This window comes from Brevibacterium permense, assembly GCF_013280495.1.
GTDB classification, from domain to species: domain Bacteria; phylum Actinomycetota; class Actinomycetes; order Actinomycetales; family Brevibacteriaceae; genus Brevibacterium; species Brevibacterium permense.
On sequence record NZ_JABSSX010000001.1, the window covers coordinates 423,605 to 442,515 of the forward strand.

The window sequence follows — 18,911 nt, forward strand, 5'->3', positions numbered from 1 at the left end:
CGGGTGAAACTGAAACGCCCGCAGGCGTCGAGGCAGGAGCTCAGTCGCGGCGGTGAGCGGAGACGCACCGGCGGCGGTCGACGCGCATGACCCGGCCGCGGTTGCGCAGGCGACGCTGAACGCAGTCCGGCGGTCCGTCGAAATCCGGTCGCGGAGTGCGAGAGACGACAGCAGGTTTGTGCTCGAGGGCGAATGGATCGGTTTCCCATTCCGGGGCGCGTCGCGCACCGAACTCAGAAGTTTCGATGAACGACCGGAACTCCGCGACCAGGCGCTCCTGCATGTCGTAGAGGCTCTCATCGTTGCCGGGGTAGTCGAGGAGGACTTCAATGGCCTCCCCGGCGACGACGATCCGCGCGAAGAGTCGACGCTCGTCTTCGGTATCGCGGAGCATCGCGATGCTGTCCCACTCGTGATCGGCGAACATCGCGAGAACGATCGGAGTGACGACCTTCTCGCAGAGGACATCCTGCGTGAGTTCGATGCGGTCCATGTGTCCCACCATATGTGCTCAGTCGTCGGGAGCTCGAAGGTGTCTCGGAGTTTTGCGGAAACCGCGGCCGATCTGCGGTATGCGGCAGACTTCGTGCGGTTCCGTGCCAATGCTTCCGCGCCCCGGACGAGAAGACGGCACCGCAAAGACTGGGACGACGACGGCACCGCATAGACTTGGCCCCATGCCCCGCAGTCCGCTCCCGCCCCGAGAAGGAATCTCGGCGACCGCGCTGCGCGCCCCCGGCGGCAAGGCCACCCATGCGAAGAATAACCTGCCCGTTCCCGACTCGATCGGGGCCTGGCTCGAATCCGAATTCCCCGAGGCGGCCCCCGATTCCCGACAGGCGCTGCTGACAGATGGGGACATGCGCGACGAGGCGGGGCTCCCGGTGACCTGGGACGACCCGGTCATTCCCGGTGGGTTCTACTTCTTCCACCGTCCGGTCCCACCAGAAGAGCGAATCCCGTTTGAGGTCGGGATCGTCTTCGAGGACGAGGACCTCCTCGTCGTCGACAAACCTCATTTCCTCGCCAGTACCCCGAACGGACAGTTCGTCCGCGAATGCGTCGTCACGCGTCTGCGCGTCGACCTCGGCCAGCCCGACCTCGTCGCCATCCACCGCCTCGACCGGATCACCGCCGGACTGCTGGTCCTGTCGAAACGGCCCGAGACACGCGGCCGTTACCAGCGCCTGTTCCAAGACCGACGAGTCAGCAAAACCTACCGCGCCCTGGCGCCGGCCCCGCCGCCGGAGCTCGAATTCCCACTCGTCCGCGAATCGCGCCTGGTCAAACCCGTCGGCGGACGCCAGGTGCACGAAGTCGCAGGGGAGCCGAATGCGGTCAGTCGGATCCGACTGCTTCGAACCATCACCCCACCGGACGGCGAGCCATCGCGAGGTGACACGGATACCTCGCCGCCACCTCGGCGACGGGGAACTGCCAGTGCCCCGCCCGAACGGGCGGGGGACGGAAACGGAGCACCGCCTCGGCGACTGGATGCGATTGCCGAATACGAGTTGAGCCCGGTCACGGGCAAGACGCACCAGCTGCGGGTGCACATGAACGCGCTCGGGCTGCCCATCCTCGGCGATCCGGTCTATCCGGTCGACCTCGCCCCGGACCCCTACGACTTCACGTCACCGCTGCAGCTGTTGGCCGCTGAGATCGCATTCGATGATCCGCTGACGGGGTTGAGCCGGCGATTCGAAAGCGCACTCGAGCTCGATCCCGCCGCGGTCAGCTCCGATTCAGGCGAAACCCGGTAGCCTGGTGTTATGAGTCCACACGCCCCCGGATGCACATCAGAGGCCATCGTCGCCCTTGTCCGCACCCGCATCACCGACGGCGAATACCCGGCAGGAAGCCCGGTCCGCGATGGTGCCCTGGCCAAAGAATTCAACGTTTCGCGCAACACCGCCCGCGAATCGCTGAGCCTGCTGCGCCACGCCGGGCTGCTCACTCAGGAGCCCAACCGGGGCTTCTTCGTCTCCACCTTCGGCATCGACGAACTCAAGGACCTCTACCGCGCGCGCCGGGTCTTCGAGATCCGCGCCGTCCAGGAATCGCAGGACGCCACCGACGAGGCGATGGCCGCCGTCGAAGCCTCCGTGGTCCGGGCCGAAACCGCACCGAAGAACGAAACCTGGGCCGACGCGCAGGAACACTCGGCGTCGTTCCACCGTGCGATCGTCGGCCTCCTCGGTTCACCGCTTCTCGACGAGTTCTACCTCAATCTCATGGCCCGGCTGTCGACGACGTTCTCGCGCTCGCCCGAACCCGGGAAGTACCACTCGCACTGGGCGAACCCGCATCGGGACATCCTCGAGAAGATGAAATCCGGGGACCGGCAGGGAGCCGAAGGACTGCTGCGAATCCACCTCGACGACTCCGAAGCTTCGACCCTCGACCTCGCACGGTCAGTGGGGGAGGGGCGCTAGGGCGAATCCGACAGCATTTCCTGTGTAGCCAGTCTCACAGTGCTCGGTGCTTGAACCCATAGCGGTCGACTCTCTCGCTCCGATAGCATTGAGCCACCGTATCTTCGCGTCGAAAGGCTGTCTTCATGGGTAACCCTGAGCAGGAATCACAGGCCGCAAACGATCCGTTCTCGCTGACGGGACTCACGTATGACGATGTCCTCCTCCTGCCAGGCGACACCGATGTCATCCCTTCTGAAGCCTCCACCGCCTCCCGGCTGACCAAGGAGATCGAGCTCAACATCCCGCTCGTCTCCGCGGCGATGGACACCGTGACCGAATCGCGGATGGCGATCGCCATGGCCCGCATCGGCGGCCTCGGCATCATCCACCGCAATCTCTCCGCCGAGGATCAGGCGAAGCAGGTCGACTACGTCAAACGCTCCGAATCGGGCATGATCAACGACCCGCTGACGATCACCCCGGACAAGACTCTGGAAGAACTCGATGAGATCTGCGGCAAGTACCGCATCTCCGGACTGCCCGTCGTCGATGAGAACAATGTGCTCGTCGGCATCGTGACCAACCGCGACCTGCGCTTCGTCACCCGCAGCGAATTCCCCACACGCACCGTCGCCGAGACGATGACGAGGATGCCGCTGGTCACCGCGCCCGTCGGTGTGGCCGCTGAGAAGGCCTTCGAGCTGCTCGCCGAACACAAGGTCGAGAAGCTGCCCCTCGTCGACGACAACAACGTCATCCAGGGCCTCATCACCGTCAAGGACTTCGTCAAGACCGAGGAATACCCGCTGGCCACCAAGGACGACGAAGGTCGCCTGCGAGTCGGTGCCGCCGTCGGATTCTACGGCGACGCCTATGAGCGCGCAGGAATGCTCGCCGAGGCGGGCGCCGACGTTCTCGTCGTCGACACCGCCAACGGCCACGCTCGCGGAGTCACCGACATGATCAAGAAGATCAAGTCGGACCCCGCGTTCTCCGCCGTGCAGATCATCGGCGGAAACGTCGCCACGAAGGAAGGCGCGCAGGCGCTCGTCGAGGCCGGAGTCGACGCCGTCAAGGTCGGCGTTGGACCCGGATCGATCTGCACCACCCGCGTCGTCGCCGGTGTCGGCGTCCCGCAGGTCACTGCCGTCCACCTTGCTGCACAGGCCGCTCAGGCCGCCGGGGTGCCGGTCATCGCCGACGGCGGTCTCCAGTACTCCGGTGACATCGGCAAGGCCCTCGTCGCCGGCGCCGATACCGTCATGCTCGGCTCGCTGCTGGCCGGATGCAACGAGTCGCCGGGCGACCTCATCTTCGTCAACGGCAAGCAGTACAAGGCCTACCGCGGCATGGGTTCGCTCGGCGCGATGGCTCCGCGCAAGGGCAAGTCGTATTCGAAGGACCGCTACTTCCAAGCCGATATCGCCACCGATACCGACCTCATCCCCGAGGGCATCGAAGGCCGAGTCGCTTACCGCGGTCACCTCAAGCAGGTCGCCCACCAGCTCACCGGAGGCCTGCGCCAGACGATGTTCTACGTCGGCGCACGCACCGTCGGCGAGCTCAAGGCCAAGGGCAAATTCGTCCGCCTGACCACGGCAGGGCTGAAGGAAAGCCACCCACACGATATCCAGATGACCGTCGAGGCCCCGAACTACGTCGTGAAGTGACGTAGGCAGGCACCTCTGGCTGCGATGCCTCTGGTCAGTGAGAAGCCGCAGCTTCCGCGTTTGCGCGGAGGCTGCGGCTTCTTGCGTGTGCGGTCGGCTGAAGGCGCGGGGCGAATTCCTGGCTGTTCGACGGGAAGCTGTGACTGTGCAGTGCCTGAGCAAATTGTTGGGTCGATCCACGGTGTTCTGCGGTCTGAAACCACCGTGGATCGACCCAACAATCCGCGGTCACCGGGGCGCCCTTGGTCTCACGATGCTGGATGACGGACCCCGATGTGACGAATGCCACTCGATCATTTTCCGGCCGATGCACCCGTAGTGCGAACGGTCGCCTTGCCGTGTGAACGCTGGGAAGCGGCGGCATCGTCCTTGGTGAGGAGTCTACTTCCGTAGTCAACAAATCCACCCGGAGGCTCTTCGGAAACAAAAGAACTTAGGGTAGGTTTCCCTAATGCGAGCCGCGCTTCGCGGTGCGCATCATCGAAGGAGGAAACCTCACAGTGACGACTTCTCTGCTCTACGACACCGAAGCGACACCCACCGCAGCACCCCTTCAAACCCCCGAAATCCCCCACACCGATGCCCTCCTCGGCGCTCACAGCGCAGACGCGTACACATCGCTCATGCACGACGTCGTCGACATCCTCGGCGATCGGTTCCGCACAACTGAGCGGGCCGCCTCGGCAAAGGATCGCTCCGGACTGCAGGCCGCCGTCGACGCTGTCGACCTCGACACCGCAGGCGTCGGCAACTCCGAGGCCCTGCGCGAAGTCGACGCCCTCTACGCCGACAATGCCGTGTGGTTCCACCACCCCAGCTACGTCGCCCACCTCAACTGCCCCGTCGCCGTGCCCGCCGTCGCCGCCGAAGCGATGCTCGCCGCCATCAACACCTCGGTCGACACCTACGACCAGTCCGAGGTCGCCACCCTCATGGAACGCCGACTCATCGACTGGACCTGCGGGCACCTCGGCTTCGCCGGCGGCGGTGGAATCTTCACCTCCGGAGGCACCCAGTCGAATCTCCAGGCACTGTTCCTCGCCCGCGAAAACGTCCTCGCCGAGGCGGCGGGACACGTTGAGACCGTTGACGCCGAATCCCGCCGAGGCGGCCCTGGCCTGGGCGCGCCCAACCGCCGCGACCTGCTGTCGCGGCTGCGGATCCTCGCCACCGACCAGGCCCACTTCTCCGTGTCCCGCGCTGCGTTCCTCCTCGGCCTCGACGCCGAGGCGGTCGCGGCCGTCCCGACCGACCAGTCCGGCCGCATGGATGTCGAAGCACTCAATGCCAGCCTCCTCGCGATCAAGGCGAACGACCAGATCCCCATGGCCGTCGTCGCCACCGCCGGAACCACCGACCTCGGTGTCATCGACCCGCTCGAGACCATCGCCGATGTCTGCGAATCGGCGAACGTGTGGCTGCACGTCGACGCCGCATACGGCGGCGGGCTGCTCTGGGCCCCACAACGAGCCCACCTGCTCGACGGGATCTCCAGGGCCACCTCGGTGACCATCGACTTCCATAAGACGTTCTTCCAGCCCGTGTCCTCATCGGCCCTGCTCATCAGGGACGCGAGCCTGTTCGCGCCGACGATCCACCACCACGACTACCTCAATCCCGAAGCCGAAGCGCAAGAAGCCGACGCCGAACCGAACCAGGTCGACAAGTCCCTGCAGACCACCCGCCGCTTCGACGCGCTCAAGCTCTGGACGACGCTGCGCGCCCGCGGGGCAGGCGAGATCGGATCGATGCTCGACACCGTCTGCGACCTCGCGACCGACGTCCGGGCGCTGCTCGAGGACCAGGCGGACTTCGAAGTGCTCGGCGCCTCGGACCTGTCCACGGTGCTCTTCCGATTCACCCCGGCGACCGCGGACCAGGCCACCTGCGACGAACTCGTCCCGCTCATCCGTCGAGTCCTCTTCCGCTCCGGCCGCGCCGCCATCGCCCGCACCGTCATCGACGGCACGCCGTGGCTCAAACTCACCCTGCTCAACCCCGACACCCGCATCGACGACGTCACCGCCGTGCTCGACCTCGTCCGAGCCACCGGACACGGCATCCTCGCCGGCCGGGACCTCGAGGACGCAGCGACAGAAGGAGGCGCAGCATGAGCGCAGATTCCACGCCCATCCACGACATCCTCGGCGTCGGCATCGGACCCTTCGGACTCGGACTGGCCGCGCTGTCGGAACCGCTCGACGACGTCGACGCGATCTTCCTCGACCAGCGCCCCGAATTCCGCTGGCACCCGGGCATGATGATCGAAGGCTCGACCATCCAGGTGCCGTTCCTGGCCGACCTCGTCACCATGGCCGACCCCACTTCGCCGTACTCGTTCCTCAACTTCCTCAAGGAGCGCAAGCGGCTCTACCCGTTCTACATCCGCGAATCGTTCTACCCCCTGCGCGCTGAATTCGACGAATACTGCCGGTGGGTCGCCGCTCAGCTGGAGACGCTGCGATGGAACCGTCGCGTCGTGTCCGTGACCAGGGACGACGGTGTGTACACCGCTCTCGCCGAGGTGGCCGATGACTCCGGTTCGATCCTGACGACCGAGACCTACCGCGCTCGGCATCTCGTCCTCGGGGTGGGAACGCAGCCGGTGCTGCCACCTGCGCTGCAGGGGCTCGGAGGAGGAGCCGCCGGCCCGGACGGTGCCGCCGACTCGCCCGCTGCCGGCCCACTCATCCACGCCGCCGACTCGCCCTCCGCCGGCCCGGACGGAGCCGCCGACTCGCCCGCCGCCGGCCCACTCATCCACGCCGCCGACTATCTCGAGAACCGGGAAGCGCTGCTCGACTCGGGGGCGATCACGATCATCGGCAGCGGCCAGTCCGCCGCCGAGATCTACCGTGACCTCGTCGACGACGCCGAAGACCGCGGAGTGCGCCTGGACTGGGTGACCCGCTCGCCGCGGTTCTTCCCGATGGAGTACACGAAGCTCACCCTTGAGATGACCTCCCCGGAGTACACCGACCACTTCCGAGCGTTGCCCGATGAGCTGCGCGAACGCGTCGGCCGGGAACAGCGCACGCTGTACAAGGGCATCTCCGCCGACCTTGTCGACGACATCCACGATACTCTCTACCGACTCAGCCGCGGCGGGCGGCAGCTGCTGACGAACCTCGTCTCCGAAGCCGAACTCGAGAGCGCCGACATTGATCCGATCAGCGGCGAATACCTGCTCGGCTTCCGCAACACGGCACTGGACAAGACATTTACTCGGCGATCCGGGTCCGTGGTCGCCGCCACCGGATACAAATCGCAGGTCCCGGATTTCCTGGCGCCCCTCGGCGACGACATGCGCCTGGATTCTCGAGGCCGCCTCGACGTCAGTCGCCACTACACGATCAACGACGAGGGGACCATCCACGTCCTCAACGGCGAAGAGCACACCCACGGCGTGACCGCCCCCGACCTCGGCTTCGGCCCGTGGCGGGCCTCGGTGGTGCTGGCCGCAGTGACCGGCCGGGAACCCTATCCGATCGAACGGACCATCGCCTTCCAGACCTTCGGGGTGCAGGCCGACGAATCCGATGCCGTGCCCGATGCCGCCTTCGCACTCGACGACTCCAAGGAGATGTCACACGCATGACCACCGAACTCATCACCAGCCTCACCACCACCGAGGCGGACGAAACCGACCCGACCGATTCTGCGGTTGGTGCGAACGCCACCTGTACGCGCACGGACCGCAGTTCGGACGTGAAGCTCACGGCCGCCTCGGCGACGGTGACCATCCGTCCGCTCGACGTCGACCGGGACACCGCCCGGATCCACGAGTGGCTGACCCACCCGCGTGCTCACTATTGGATGATGACCGACCTCGACCAGAACGAGGTCCGGGCCTACTTCGAAGGCATTCGCGACTCCGCGGACGACGCCGGTTGGGTCGGCTCCGTCGACGACAACGACTGCTTCTACGTCGAGACCTACACTCCGGGCAGCCTCATCCCGCAGAACGTCCTGGCCACCGGGTCTGCGGACATCGGGATGCACCTGTTGGTCGCACCGCCGGCAGGACCGGCCGTGCACGGCCTCACCGACCGCATCATGGCGGAGGTCATCGACTTCTGCCTGAAGCCTGTTGACCAGGGAGGACGCGGTGCCGAGCGTGTCATCGTCGAACCCGATGCCAGGAACGACGCGATCATCGAGAAGAACCGAGCTGCCGGTTTCACCCCCATCACCGAGGCGACCATCATGATGGGCGAGATCGAGAAACGCGCGCTCGTGAGCGTATGCACCCGCGCGGATTTCGAGTCCAGCGCACTGGCCCCGTTCGTCGGCGCCGGAGGCCTGGGACCGACGCCCATCAACTCGGATCACGCGCGACCGACTCTCGTCGCTGAGACCGAGGAATCGGCTGGCGACCAGAAGCTGACGGAATCACGAATGAGCCGGAGAGCAGCAACGCCGCCGGCGCCATACGCCCATCTCAACTCCGATGCGTTCGCCGTCGCGCAGCGCCACCTCGTCGCCAAAGCCCTGTCCGAATTCGCCCACGAACGACTCATTGCACCGGTGAGCCTCGGTGAGGGTGAAGCAGCTGCAGCGAACGGCAGTGCACATCCGTTCGGGGGAGCCGCCTCGGCGAATGGCGAGGGCCGGACCTGGGAACTGAGCATCGACGGCTCCAGCCGGTACACATTCGCCGCGTGTGTGCTGCCGCTCGAACACTGGGTGATCGATGAAGCGAGCATCACTCGGTGGCGCGACGGTACCGAGGTGCCGCTCGACGCACAGGAACTCGTCGTCGAACTCCAAGACGAACTCTCCATCCCGGAGGACCTGATCTCCACATACCTCGAGGAACTCGCGTCGACCCTGGCCGGGGCCGCGTACAAGCTCGAAGACGCCCGCGCCGGACGCAGGCCGGATTCACGTACCCTCGCCGATGCGGACTTCCAGACCACCGAGGCGGCCATGACCGAAGGTCACCCCGGGTTCCTCGCGAACAACGGCCGCATCGGCTTCGGCCTCAGCGACTTCCGCACGTGGGCACCGGAGAACGGGAAACTCAATCGCATCGAATGGGTGGCGGTGAGGCGCGATCTCAGCCATCTCTCCTTGGGCGTTGGACTCGACGAGGAGAGCCACCTCGGTGAGGCGCTCAGCGAAGCCGAACGGGACCGCTTCGGCTCCCGGATCCGGGCGGCGGGACAGGACCCGGCGGACTTCCATCTCATGCCGATCCATCCCTGGCAGGCCGACCACCGTCTGGCGATCACCTTTGCCGCGGACATCGCCCGAGGTGATCTGCTGCCGCTCGGGGAGGGACTCGATAAGCACCAGGCGCAGCAGTCCCTGCGCACGTTCTTCAACCATTCGCGGGCCGGAGCTCCGTATGTGAAAGTCGCGCTCGCCGTGCAGAACATGGGATTCCTGCGCGGGCTGTCGCCGAAGTACATGCGTGACACCCCGGCCATCAACGACTGGGTCGCAAACCTCATCTCTTCCGATGACACCTTCGCCGAGGCGGGATTCCGAGTGCTGCGGGAGCGTGCGACGCTCGGCTACACGGGGGACGTCTACCACCAGACGAAGGAGACGAACCCACACCGGAAGATGCTGGCTGCCCTGTGGCGGGAGAACCCTGTCGAGCAGATCGAACCAGGTCAGAAGCTCATCACCATGGCCGCCCTGCTGCACCGGGATCACCAGGGGGTGTCGCTGGCCGGCGAGCTCATCAGCGCATCGGGTCTGAGTGCCGCGGCATGGCTGCGCAGCTACCTGCGGGCGTACCTGAAACCACTCGTCCATGCACTGCTGGCCCACGACCTCGTGTTCATGCCGCACGGAGAGAACCTCGTCCTCGTCCTCGATGAGCACACGGTGACAGGGGCGTTCATGAAGGACATCGGTGAGGAGGTCGCCGTGCTCGGCCACCGCGAACTGCCCGCCGACGTCGAACGCATTCGCGCCGTGGTGTCGGGAGAGGAGAAGGCCCTGTCTGTGTTCACCGATATGTTCGACGGGGTCCTGCGGCACCTGTCCGGCATCCTCGACGCCGATGGACTGCTGCCGGCCGAGAGGTTCTGGGCGATCGTCGCCGAGACCCTCGACGACTACGAAGCGGAGCACCCGGATGCTGCGCGGGGTGTCAGTGGCGACGTCGATCTGCGTGCCGACCACTTCGCTCATTCGTGCCTCAACCGGCTGCAGCTGAAGAACACGAAGCAGATGGTCGACATTGGAAACCAAGCCGAATCACTGCTCTACGCGGGCACCATGCCCAACCCGGTGGCGCGCTGAGCCATAGGGGGCCACGCCGACCGCTCGCCTCAGCGGCGACCGCTCGCCGCATACCGCATAACGTGATACAGCGACGGTAACTCGAGCGCTCAGTGAAGGAGGACTGAGCCAGTGCGTGCGCTCGCCGCTGCGCTGTGCTGTCGGTGAATCGACGCAGCGGAACACGCCACTCGCCGAGGCGGGACTCCGGAAAGGGGTCCCGCCTCGGCGATGAGTATTGAGACCTGATCGTTGCAGTTCGCATCTCTGGAAACAGGGAGAACGCGCTTAGAGTAACCAGAGGAACAGCCCGATTCTGACGGTCAACTGCGGAGTCGGTCAGTCCATTTAGACAGTCCTTTCGTACGGTACTTCATGCGCATTCAAGAAGGTGACGATGATGCTCAGACTGAGTGCGGCCCTCGCCTCGTGCGGTGCCGTCTATGCTGCCTATGTTCTGTTCGACAGCTCCGATTTCGAGGCCGGAACCGTCCGACCATACGATTCGATGTGCGCGGCTTTCGTGCTGATCGCCAGCACGCTCATCATCGCGGCACTGCCCCGAACTCAGACAGCAAACATTGCTGTGAAGACATTCGGCGGCCTTGCCGTCATCGTTGGACTGGCAACAGCTGTGGCGTCCTGGTCGGTTCCGAGCTCCGGGGCCGCGGAGTACCTTGGGATCATTACTGTGATGTTCGGACTTCCGCTGCTGGGACTGCTGTCGACGGCCTCCGTCCTGGTTGCTTTGGGGATGATCATCGCTAAACTCATCGCATCAAGAACTGCTGCTGCAGAGCCGACCGGAGACCACTGATATGACTCCCGAGCAGACTTCACTCATGGAACGAATCCGTGCGCTCATTGCCGAAGAGCCCGTGGTTCGAGAGGTCTCGATGTTCGGAGGCCTCGCGATCATGGTCAACGAGAAGATGATCGTCAGTGCTGGTAAAACGGGCGATTTGCTCGCGCACATCGATCCCGACCGTCACGATGAGCTCCTCAGACGACCCGAAGCTGCCCAGGCTGAGATGGGAACCGGTCGGGACATGGGGCCCGGATGGATCAACGTGAGCGCAGCCGCCCTCCGTGATGATGAACCGTTGGCATTCTGGGTCGAGACCGCCCTGGACTTCAACCGGACGGTAACAGGCCAGCACAACTGAGTCCGCCGCGCGAGCGGTTAGGATCATTCCAACGGTTGCCTGTGCGTCGATGCGCAGATTCACGAACCGGTTCTCAGACTCAAAGGTGTGCGCATGGCGAAGCAGAACGATCGGCCGACCCTGGCCACGGTCGCTGCGCGTGCCGGCGTGAGCATCAAAACCGCCTCCCGCGTCCTCAACGGCGAAAAGCACGTTGCCGCCTCGACGGCGGAGAAGGTCGAAGCTGCCGCCGAAGAACTCGGATTCCGCCTCAACCCCACGGCCCGACGCTTGCGCGCCGGAGGCCGCTCACCCTATATCGGCGTCGTCCTCTCCGACGCCGGTGATGCCCTCCAAGCCCGTGCTTTCGCCGCAGTGGAAGTCGAGCTCGCAACCCTCGACCTGCGCCCGGTGGTGACCGTGGTCGGTGACGACCCGGACCGGGAGGAAGCCTTCCTCGACGAATGCCTCGCCAACGATCTGACCGGGATCATCGTCATCCGCGCACACCCCGAGGCGGCCGAGACCTACGCACGGGCCGCCTCGGCGCCGGGCACTCGAATCGTGTCCCTCGACCCGGCCGTCGAAGGCCCAGGAATCAGCATCGTCGCAGGTGATGACCGCGAAGCGGGACGCCTCGCGGCCGAACAGCTGCTCGCTCACGGGCACATGGCGCTCGGCGTCATCGGCGATCATTCACCCAGCCTCATCACCACCCGCCGACTGCAGGGAATCCAAGACGCCATCGCCGGTCGCACCGGCGTCGGCTGGCGCGCCTATATGCGCGAGGACGCCCACGACGAAGCCAGCGCGAAGAACGTCGTCGCCGCCTGGCTCGGCTCGCGCAGCGCACCCGGAGCCCTGATCACCCTGTCCGCCACGGTGACCCAAGGTGCCATCGACGCCTGCCGCCGCCTCGGCGAATGGCCGGCCCTGGTCGGCATCGACGATTTCCCCACGGCCGAACTCCTCGACGTCACCGTCGTCGATCGCAACGTCGAATCCCTCGCCGCCGAGGCGGTCCGACGACTCCGGGTCGGTGTCGAACCCAGCGATGCTGGGGAAGGCGGGGACCGCCTCGGCGAGGGGGATGGCTCGATCGCGGGGGAGGCGAACCGGCGCGATCGAGTCGACGACGGCGTGCCCGATTTCGACAATGCACTGTGCGTCATCGCTCGTGGCAGCGGCGAAGAGCCGCCGGACACCCGCTGAAGATTTTTTGACGAAACAGTTGACAGCAGGCGACGTTCGGCGAATCATATTCAACAGCCTGACAACGTTGTCAGAAAGATTGAAAGGTTCACAATGAGGCACAACCTTAAGTCCCACAAGAAGCTGGCGCTCCTCGGTGCCTCCGTCGCGATCGGTGCTCTTGCACTCAGCGGCTGCGGCAATCAGAAGGGCCAGGGAAACGACGAGGCCGACAGCGGATCCGGCGGCGACGGGGACGTCACCATCGCGCTGCTGCTGCCCGAGTCGAAGACCACCCGGTACGAGTCACTCGACAAACCGAACTTCGAGAAGTACCTCAAAGAAGCCAACCCAGACGCGAAGGTCGAATACCGCAACGCCAATCAGGACGCGACTCAGCAGCAGCAACAGGTTGAAGCGGCCGTGACCGAAGGCGTCGACGCCATCGTCCTCGACCCCGTCGACGCTTCCGCAGTCTCATCCGCGCTGTCGAAGGCCGAAGCCAAGAAGATCCCGGTCATCGCCTACGACCGCTTCTTCGAAGGCGCTGACTACTACACCTCGTTCGACAACAAGAAGATCGGCAACCTGCAGGGCCAGGCCGTCCTCGACGGACTCAAGGAAGCCGGAGTCGACCCGAAGTCGGGACCTGTCTGGATGGTCAATGGTGATCCGAAGGACCCGAACGCCGCGGACTTCAAGGCCGGCGCGGAAGAGACCCTCAAGGGCGCAGGCGTGGACATCGCCGCCAGCCACGACACCCTCGACTGGAACCCCGACGACGCCCGCCAGTGGGTCGAAGGTCAGCTGCAGGGGAAGGGTGAGAAGCCGATCGCGATCTACTCTGCCAACGACGGCACCGCCGGCGGCGTCATCGCCGCAACGAAGAAAGCCAAGGTCGAACCCGTCGTGACCGGTCAGGACGCCGAAGTGGATGGACTGCAGAACATTCTCAAGGGTGACCAGTACGCCACGATCTACAAGTCGATCCCACCACAGGCCGAGTTCGCAGCCAAGGCCGCCGTGGCTCTGGCCGCAGGCGAGGACGTCGATGCAGGGACGACCTACAAGGACACCCCCACGGACTTCGTCGAAGCCAAGGTCGTCACCACCGACACCATCAAAGACATCGTCGGTGACCAGATCAAGGCCGAGGACATCTGCACCGGCAAGGTGGAGAAGCTCTGTGCCGATGCCGGCGTCAAGTGAGCGCGTGCGCGTTCACAATCTGACGTGACCGACCTGGAGCCGGCGACCGCCACCGGTCGCCGGCTGCCGGGGTCAACGACTGCGACAAGTAGGAACAGATGACACCAGAGACACCCGACCCGGCAACTGAGGCGACGCGGACGCCGGGCAGCGACAGCGAGCCGGTGCTCGAACTGCGCGGAATCAACAAACGGTTCGGCGCAGTCCAAGCCTTGACCGATATCCATCTCAGCGTCGGTCGCGGCGAAGTCGTCGGCCTCGTCGGCGACAACGGCGCCGGAAAATCGACCCTGATCAAGGTCATCGCCGGAGTCCACGCCGCCGATGACGGCGACCTTATCATGAACGGGACGGCGCAGAGATTCTCCTCCCCGAAGGATGCACAGAAAGCCGGAGTGGCCACAGTGTTCCAGGATCTGTCCCTGTGCGAGAACCTCGACGTGGTGGCCAACCTGTTCCTTGGACATGAGAAGACCCGCGGCGGCGTCCTCGACGAAGTGACGATGGAAGCCAAATCCTGGGAGCTGCTGCGCAGCCTCTCGGCAAAGATCCCGAGCGTGCGCGTACCGATCGCTGCCCTGTCCGGCGGTCAACGTCAGACGGTCGCGATCGCCCGGTCCCTCCTCGGCGAACCATCTCTGGTCATGCTCGATGAACCGACGGCGGCACTCGGCGTCGCCCAGACGGCCGAGGTGCTCAACCTCATCGAACGGCTCAAGGAACGCGATCTCGGCGTGCTGCTCGTCAGCCACAATATGGCCGATGTGCAGGCCGTATGCGACCGGGTGCACGTGCTGCGGCTGGGCAAGGATGCCGGTGATTTCCCTGGTGACGAGCGCACCGATGTGCTGGTCGCCGCGATCACCGGCGCCAGCGACAATGTCGTGACCAAACGCGCCGCACGGAGGGGTGAGCGTCGATGACCCGCAATTCCTTCATCACCGATGAGCGGATCTCGTCCGAAGGTGTGATCGGCACCTTCCTCCGCCGGGTCAAAGAGGGGCAGCTGGGGTCGTTCCCGGTCATTCTCGCTCTCATCGTCATCGTCATCGTGTTCCAGTCGGCCGACTCGAACTTCATTTCTCCGGCCAACCTCGTCAACCTCTCTACTCAGGTCGCGTTCCTCGCGATCCTGGCTCTCGGCATCAACCTCATCCTGCTCCTCGGCGAGATCGATCTGTCTCTGGCGCAATTGGGCGGTTTGGCCGCCTCGCTGCTCGGAGTTCTGGTGGTGAGGCAAGGTGTGCCGCCGGCCTTGGCACTGATCATCATGCTGCTGCTCGGCCTGGTCGTCGGTGCGATTCAGGGCTGGTTCTTCGCCGTCGTCGGCATCCCGGCGTTCGTCGTCACCTTGGCCGGTCTGCTCGCATTCACCGGTCTGACTCTGACGACTCTTGGCACGCAGAAGAACCTGTCGATGTCGGACACCTTCGCCTTCGACTTCGCGAGCTTCTACTTCCCGGCGATCTGGGCCTATATCTTCGGAGCCGTCGCGATCATCGGCTTCGGCGGCGGCATCATCTATTCGAAGATGCGTCGCCACCGCGAAGGCCTCAGCGCTCCGAGCTGGACCTCCGTGATCGTGCGGATCGTGCTGCTGGCCGCGATCGTGTTCGGATTCCTCATCCTCGTCAATCAGGACTTCGGTCTGGCGATGCCGTTCTTCCTCATGATCGTCATTGCGATCATCATCGACCTCGTGCTGCGCAAGACCCGCTACGGTCGTTCCATCTACGCCGTCGGCGGCAAGGTCGAAGCCGCCCGGCGCGCCGGCATCCGCGTGACCTGGGTCCGCATCAGCGTGTTCATGGCCGCCGGAGTGTTGGCCGCACTGTTCGGCTTCATCAAGACCGGAGTGACGACGAATGCGGGATCGACGCTGGTGAGCACGCAGGACCTGCTCAATGCGATCGCTGCAGCCGTCATCGGCGGCACCTCGCTGTTCGGCGGTCGCGGAACCGCCTGGGCAGCCGTGCTCGGTGCTCTGGTCGTCGGCGCGATCAACAACGGTCTCTACCTCATCGGCTTCAATTCCGATGCGCAGCAGATCATCACCGCACTCGTGCTGCTCACCGCAGTCGTCATCGATGCGCTCAGCCGCCGCGGCCAGAGGTACGTCGGGCGCGGGTAGTGAGGCGTGAAGCTTCCTCTGCCGACCGCTCGCCTTAGCATCGAGCGCGCAATGCATAGCTTGATACAGCGACGTTAAGTCGAGCGGTCGGTGCTGAGCATCCAAGCAGAGTATGGAGTCGCCCGTGTCCGACGGGGCTGATACAGTCGGAGCCAATGACATGGGGTGCCTCATGAGGATCCGTTCGCACCAAGACGCTGCGCACGGAGGACACCGAGGCTGAGAGAACACCCATCGAACCTGATCTGGGCCATACTAGCGAAGGGATCGTCATGGTTGACTTCGACCTGCGTTCTGCGAATGCGCGTCTGCGCGCAAGCAATCCACTAATCCAGTGCATCACGAACACCGTTGTGCAGCAGTTCAGCGCCAACGTGCTCCTGGCCATCGGCGCCTCTCCGGCGATGCTCGACCATGAGGCCGATGCCGGACAGTTCGCCGGGATCGCCAGCGGAGTCCTCGTCAACTTCGGAACCGCCTCGAACCATCAGCTGCTCGCCGCCGATGCCGCCATCGACGTCGCCAACGCCGCCGGCAAGCCCTGGGTCCTCGACCCCGTGAGCGTCGGCGCCGTCGATTTCCGCACCTCCCGCATCCGCCGCGCCGCCGCCGATCACCCGACCGCTATCCGCGGCAATGCCTCCGAGATCGCCGCACTCGCCGGAGTCGGACTCGGTGGTCGTGGAGTCGAATCCACCGACGAAGTCGACGCCGTCCTTCCCGCCGCCGCGAAACTGGCCCGAGAAACCGGCGCGATCGTCGCGGTCTCCGGACCCGCCGACGCCGTCGTCGCCCACATCGACGGCACCGACCACGTCGCCCGCATCTCCGGCGGCCATGAGTTCATGCCGCTCGTCATCGGCACCGGGTGCTCACTCGGCGCCGTCACCGTTGCCTACCTGGCCGCCGCCCGTGCCGGACTGGCCGACCCCGACGCCTCGGCCGTCAGCGCTACCGAGCAGTCCGCGAACGGTGGGGCCGCCTCGGCGAAGTTCGAAGCCGTCGTCGCCGCCCACGCCCACTTCGCGGTCGCCGGGGAACTTGCCGCCGATGGCGCGAAGGGGCCCGGCAGCTACTCGGTGAACTTCCTCGACGCACTCCACGCCGTCGACGGTGACCGACTCGCACAGGCGAGAATCGGCCTCGACACGCTCACTTCTGCGAATGAAACCGCCGGCGAAGGCATCCAGGCATGACTGCCGGTTCCGCCCACGTCGCTGACAACCCGGCTGATGACAGCGCGACCGTGAACGACCGAGCAGACGCGACCGACCGCTTCGCCGGAATCGACACGCGCCTCTACCTCGTCACCGACTCCGCGCAATGCGAGGCCGCCGGTCGCAGCGTCGCCGAGACCGTGCAGGCCGCCGTCGCCGGGGGAGTGGGCATCGTCCAGGTCCGCGACAAAGACATCGACGACGCAGGGTTCTACTCGCTCACCCGCCAGGTCATCGCCGCCGTCGACGCCGCCACCCGCGGCACCGACCGCACGGTTCCCGTCGTCCTCAACGACCGCGTCGAGGTGGCCCGCCGCCTCATCGGCGAAGGCGAGACCGTGCACATCCACGTCGGCCAAACCGATGCCACCGTCGCCGAGGTGCGCGCCGCCCTGGGTGCGGCACCGCTCATCGGTCTTTCGGCCGCGAACAGCGACGAATTCGCCGCCGCCCGCAACTCCGGAGTCGTCGATCTCGTCGGCATCGGACCGGTCTATGACACCTCCACGAAAGCCGACGCCCCCGACGGCATCGGACCGGAGCGCCTCGGGGAGCTGGCGGCAGAAGCCGGCCTCCCTGCCGTCGCCATCGGCGGCATCACCGCCGACCGTGCCCCCGACCTGCACGGACGTGGACTGATCGGAATCTGTGTGGTCTCGGCGATCTGCCTGGCCGACGATCCGAAGTCGGCGGCCGAAGAGCTGCTGGCCGCTTTCACCGGGAGCGACCAGTGACGACCCGCCCGCCGATCACTTTGTCCATCGCCGGCACCGACCCCTCCGGCGGCGCCGGAATCCACGCCGACCTCAAGACCTTCACCGCGCGGAAGACCATGGGCACGACCGTCATCACCGCCCTCGTCGCGCAGAACACGCACGGGGTGTCGCGCGTCTATCCGGTCGACGTCGATTTCGTCGCCGATCAGTTCGATTCCGTGCTCGGCGACCTGCCCGTCGATGCGACGAAATCGGGGATGCTCGGCAGCCGTGACCTCGTCGAACTCGTTGTCGCCCGCGCCGCCGAAGGCCGGCTCGGCTTCTTCACCGTCGACCCGGTGATGATCGCGACCTCCGGCCACCGCCTCCTCGAGACCGATGCCGTCGACGCCGTTCGCACCCACCTGCTGCCCGTCGCCGACCTCATCACCCCCAACCTCCCCGAGGCGGCCCTGCTCATCAGCGATGACGAACCCGAAGCGCAGACGACCGAAGCCATGCGTGACCAGGCCGGACGCCTGCTCGAGCGGGGGCCCGGAGCGGTCCTGCTCAAGGGCGGACACGGCAGCGATGACGAGGTCATCGACATCCTCGCCACGAGCGACGGTCAGGTCCGGGAGTTCACCCACCCCCGCGTGACGACGATGAACACGCACGGAACAGGGTGCACTCTCTCGGCTGCGATCACCGCCGAGGTGGCCGTCCTCGGCCGTGAACGCGCAGCTGCCGCCGGGGGACCTGCCGATCCGGCGGCCCCGACCGGGAAAGATCGGTCACGCGCGGCGATCGGGTCCGACCTCCTCGGCGAGGCTGTCGGCAATGCCCTCGATTTTCTCGCTCGCGCCCTGAACTCGGCTGCGGACTGGCAGCTGAGTCTGGATCCGGAGGGCGCCCACGGACCCGTCGACCACCAGGTCGACATCGTCCGCGATCGACCCGCCTGACCGGCCCCGACCCGCCGAATCGCCACGTCTGACG

Annotated in this window: 16 protein-coding genes and 1 riboswitch; of the genes, 15 read left to right on the forward strand and 1 reads right to left on the reverse strand. The window is 65.6% G+C overall.

What is annotated here, in order from left to right; genetic code table 11:
* Positions 1–40: 40 nt before the first annotated feature.
* Positions 41–493: a hypothetical protein gene (locus HK353_RS02010; RefSeq protein WP_173151740.1), complete on the reverse strand. Its 453-nt coding sequence runs from the start codon at positions 491–493 to the stop codon at positions 41–43.
* 184 nt (positions 494–677) lie between these two features.
* Here HK353_RS02010 and HK353_RS02015 point away from each other — a divergent pair, with 184 nt between their 5' ends.
* From HK353_RS02015 to thiD, 15 genes are all read left to right on the forward strand, one after another.
* Positions 678–1,763 carry a pseudouridine synthase gene (locus HK353_RS02015; RefSeq protein ID WP_173151741.1) on the forward strand — a complete coding sequence of 362 codons (1,086 nt, stop codon included), beginning with the start codon at positions 678–680 and terminating at the stop codon, positions 1,761–1,763.
* Between the two features lie 9 nt (positions 1,764–1,772).
* Positions 1,773–2,435 carry a GntR family transcriptional regulator gene (locus tag HK353_RS02020; protein ID WP_025776861.1) on the forward strand — a complete coding sequence of 221 codons (663 nt, stop codon included), beginning with the start codon at positions 1,773–1,775 and terminating at the stop codon, positions 2,433–2,435.
* Positions 2,436–2,560: 125 nt separating this feature from the next.
* The gene (gene guaB, locus HK353_RS02025) at positions 2,561–4,087 is read left to right on the forward strand and encodes an IMP dehydrogenase (RefSeq protein ID WP_173151744.1); all 1,527 of its coding nucleotides are present in this window, start codon (positions 2,561–2,563) and stop codon (positions 4,085–4,087) included.
* Positions 4,088–4,587: 500 nt separating this feature from the next.
* Complete coding sequence (locus tag HK353_RS02030) at positions 4,588–6,201, forward strand: pyridoxal phosphate-dependent decarboxylase family protein (RefSeq protein ID WP_342589782.1); 1,614 nt, start codon at positions 4,588–4,590, stop codon at positions 6,199–6,201.
* The gene (locus HK353_RS02035) at positions 6,198–7,685 is read left to right on the forward strand and encodes a lysine N(6)-hydroxylase/L-ornithine N(5)-oxygenase family protein (protein ID WP_173151746.1); all 1,488 of its coding nucleotides are present in this window, start codon (positions 6,198–6,200) and stop codon (positions 7,683–7,685) included. The genes HK353_RS02030 and HK353_RS02035 overlap by 4 nt, the downstream gene beginning before the upstream one ends.
* Complete coding sequence (locus HK353_RS02040; protein ID WP_173151748.1) at positions 7,682–10,345, forward strand: GNAT family N-acetyltransferase; 2,664 nt, start codon at positions 7,682–7,684, stop codon at positions 10,343–10,345. Before HK353_RS02035 ends, HK353_RS02040 begins: the two co-directional genes overlap by 4 nt.
* Positions 10,346–10,724: 379 nt before the next feature.
* Positions 10,725–11,141: a hypothetical protein gene (locus tag HK353_RS02045; protein WP_173151750.1), complete on the forward strand. Its 417-nt coding sequence runs from the start codon at positions 10,725–10,727 to the stop codon at positions 11,139–11,141.
* A 25-nt stretch (positions 11,142–11,166) separates the two neighbouring features.
* Complete coding sequence (locus HK353_RS02050; protein WP_245395710.1) at positions 11,167–11,490, forward strand: TfoX/Sxy family protein; 324 nt, start codon at positions 11,167–11,169, stop codon at positions 11,488–11,490.
* 93 nt (positions 11,491–11,583) lie between these two features.
* A complete protein-coding gene (locus HK353_RS02055; protein WP_173151754.1) occupies positions 11,584–12,681 on the forward strand; it encodes a LacI family DNA-binding transcriptional regulator in 1,098 nt (365 codons plus the stop codon).
* A 93-nt stretch (positions 12,682–12,774) separates the two neighbouring features.
* Positions 12,775–13,869: a substrate-binding domain-containing protein gene (locus HK353_RS02060; protein WP_173151756.1), complete on the forward strand. Its 1,095-nt coding sequence runs from the start codon at positions 12,775–12,777 to the stop codon at positions 13,867–13,869.
* Between the two features lie 98 nt (positions 13,870–13,967).
* Positions 13,968–14,792, forward strand: a complete 825-nt coding sequence (locus tag HK353_RS02065) for an ATP-binding cassette domain-containing protein (RefSeq protein ID WP_173151758.1) — start codon at positions 13,968–13,970, stop codon at positions 14,790–14,792.
* Positions 14,789–16,000, forward strand: a complete 1,212-nt coding sequence (locus HK353_RS02070) for a sugar ABC transporter permease (RefSeq protein ID WP_173151760.1) — start codon at positions 14,789–14,791, stop codon at positions 15,998–16,000. The genes HK353_RS02065 and HK353_RS02070 overlap by 4 nt, the downstream gene beginning before the upstream one ends.
* A gap of 151 nt (positions 16,001–16,151) precedes the next feature.
* Positions 16,152–16,285, forward strand: a riboswitch (TPP riboswitch).
* Positions 16,273–17,196 carry a hydroxyethylthiazole kinase gene (gene thiM / locus HK353_RS02075; RefSeq protein ID WP_173151762.1) on the forward strand — a complete coding sequence of 308 codons (924 nt, stop codon included), beginning with the start codon at positions 16,273–16,275 and terminating at the stop codon, positions 17,194–17,196. Its footprint overlaps the riboswitch before it by 13 nt.
* Complete coding sequence (gene thiE, locus HK353_RS02080) at positions 17,193–17,951, forward strand: thiamine phosphate synthase (protein ID WP_173151764.1); 759 nt, start codon at positions 17,193–17,195, stop codon at positions 17,949–17,951. Before thiM ends, thiE begins: the two co-directional genes overlap by 4 nt.
* Positions 17,948–18,877: a bifunctional hydroxymethylpyrimidine kinase/phosphomethylpyrimidine kinase gene (thiD, locus tag HK353_RS02085; protein ID WP_173151766.1), complete on the forward strand. Its 930-nt coding sequence runs from the start codon at positions 17,948–17,950 to the stop codon at positions 18,875–18,877. Before thiE ends, thiD begins: the two co-directional genes overlap by 4 nt.
* Positions 18,878–18,911: the final 34 nt, after the last annotated feature.

What these genes read in the sequence shown, in the direction of transcription:
- HK353_RS02010 (WP_173151740.1), bottom strand. Translation starts at nt 493, where the DNA reads ATGGACCGCATCGAACTCACGCAGGATGTCCTCTGCGAGAAGGTCGTC.
- HK353_RS02015 (WP_173151741.1), top strand. Translation starts at nt 678, where the DNA reads ATGCCCCGCAGTCCGCTCCCGCCCCGAGAAGGAATCTCGGCGACCGCG.
- HK353_RS02020 (WP_025776861.1), top strand. Translation starts at nt 1,773, where the DNA reads ATGAGTCCACACGCCCCCGGATGCACATCAGAGGCCATCGTCGCCCTT.
- guaB (WP_173151744.1), top strand. Translation starts at nt 2,561, where the DNA reads ATGGGTAACCCTGAGCAGGAATCACAGGCCGCAAACGATCCGTTCTCG.
- HK353_RS02035 (WP_173151746.1), top strand. Translation starts at nt 6,198, where the DNA reads ATGAGCGCAGATTCCACGCCCATCCACGACATCCTCGGCGTCGGCATC.
- HK353_RS02040 (WP_173151748.1), top strand. Translation starts at nt 7,682, where the DNA reads ATGACCACCGAACTCATCACCAGCCTCACCACCACCGAGGCGGACGAA.
- HK353_RS02045 (WP_173151750.1), top strand. Translation starts at nt 10,725, where the DNA reads ATGCTCAGACTGAGTGCGGCCCTCGCCTCGTGCGGTGCCGTCTATGCT.
- HK353_RS02050 (WP_245395710.1), top strand. Translation starts at nt 11,167, where the DNA reads ATGGAACGAATCCGTGCGCTCATTGCCGAAGAGCCCGTGGTTCGAGAG.
- HK353_RS02055 (WP_173151754.1), top strand. Translation starts at nt 11,584, where the DNA reads ATGGCGAAGCAGAACGATCGGCCGACCCTGGCCACGGTCGCTGCGCGT.
- HK353_RS02060 (WP_173151756.1), top strand. Translation starts at nt 12,775, where the DNA reads ATGAGGCACAACCTTAAGTCCCACAAGAAGCTGGCGCTCCTCGGTGCC.
- HK353_RS02065 (WP_173151758.1), top strand. Translation starts at nt 13,968, where the DNA reads ATGACACCAGAGACACCCGACCCGGCAACTGAGGCGACGCGGACGCCG.
- HK353_RS02070 (WP_173151760.1), top strand. Translation starts at nt 14,789, where the DNA reads ATGACCCGCAATTCCTTCATCACCGATGAGCGGATCTCGTCCGAAGGT.
- thiM (WP_173151762.1), top strand. Translation starts at nt 16,273, where the DNA reads ATGGTTGACTTCGACCTGCGTTCTGCGAATGCGCGTCTGCGCGCAAGC.
- thiE (WP_173151764.1), top strand. Translation starts at nt 17,193, where the DNA reads ATGACTGCCGGTTCCGCCCACGTCGCTGACAACCCGGCTGATGACAGC.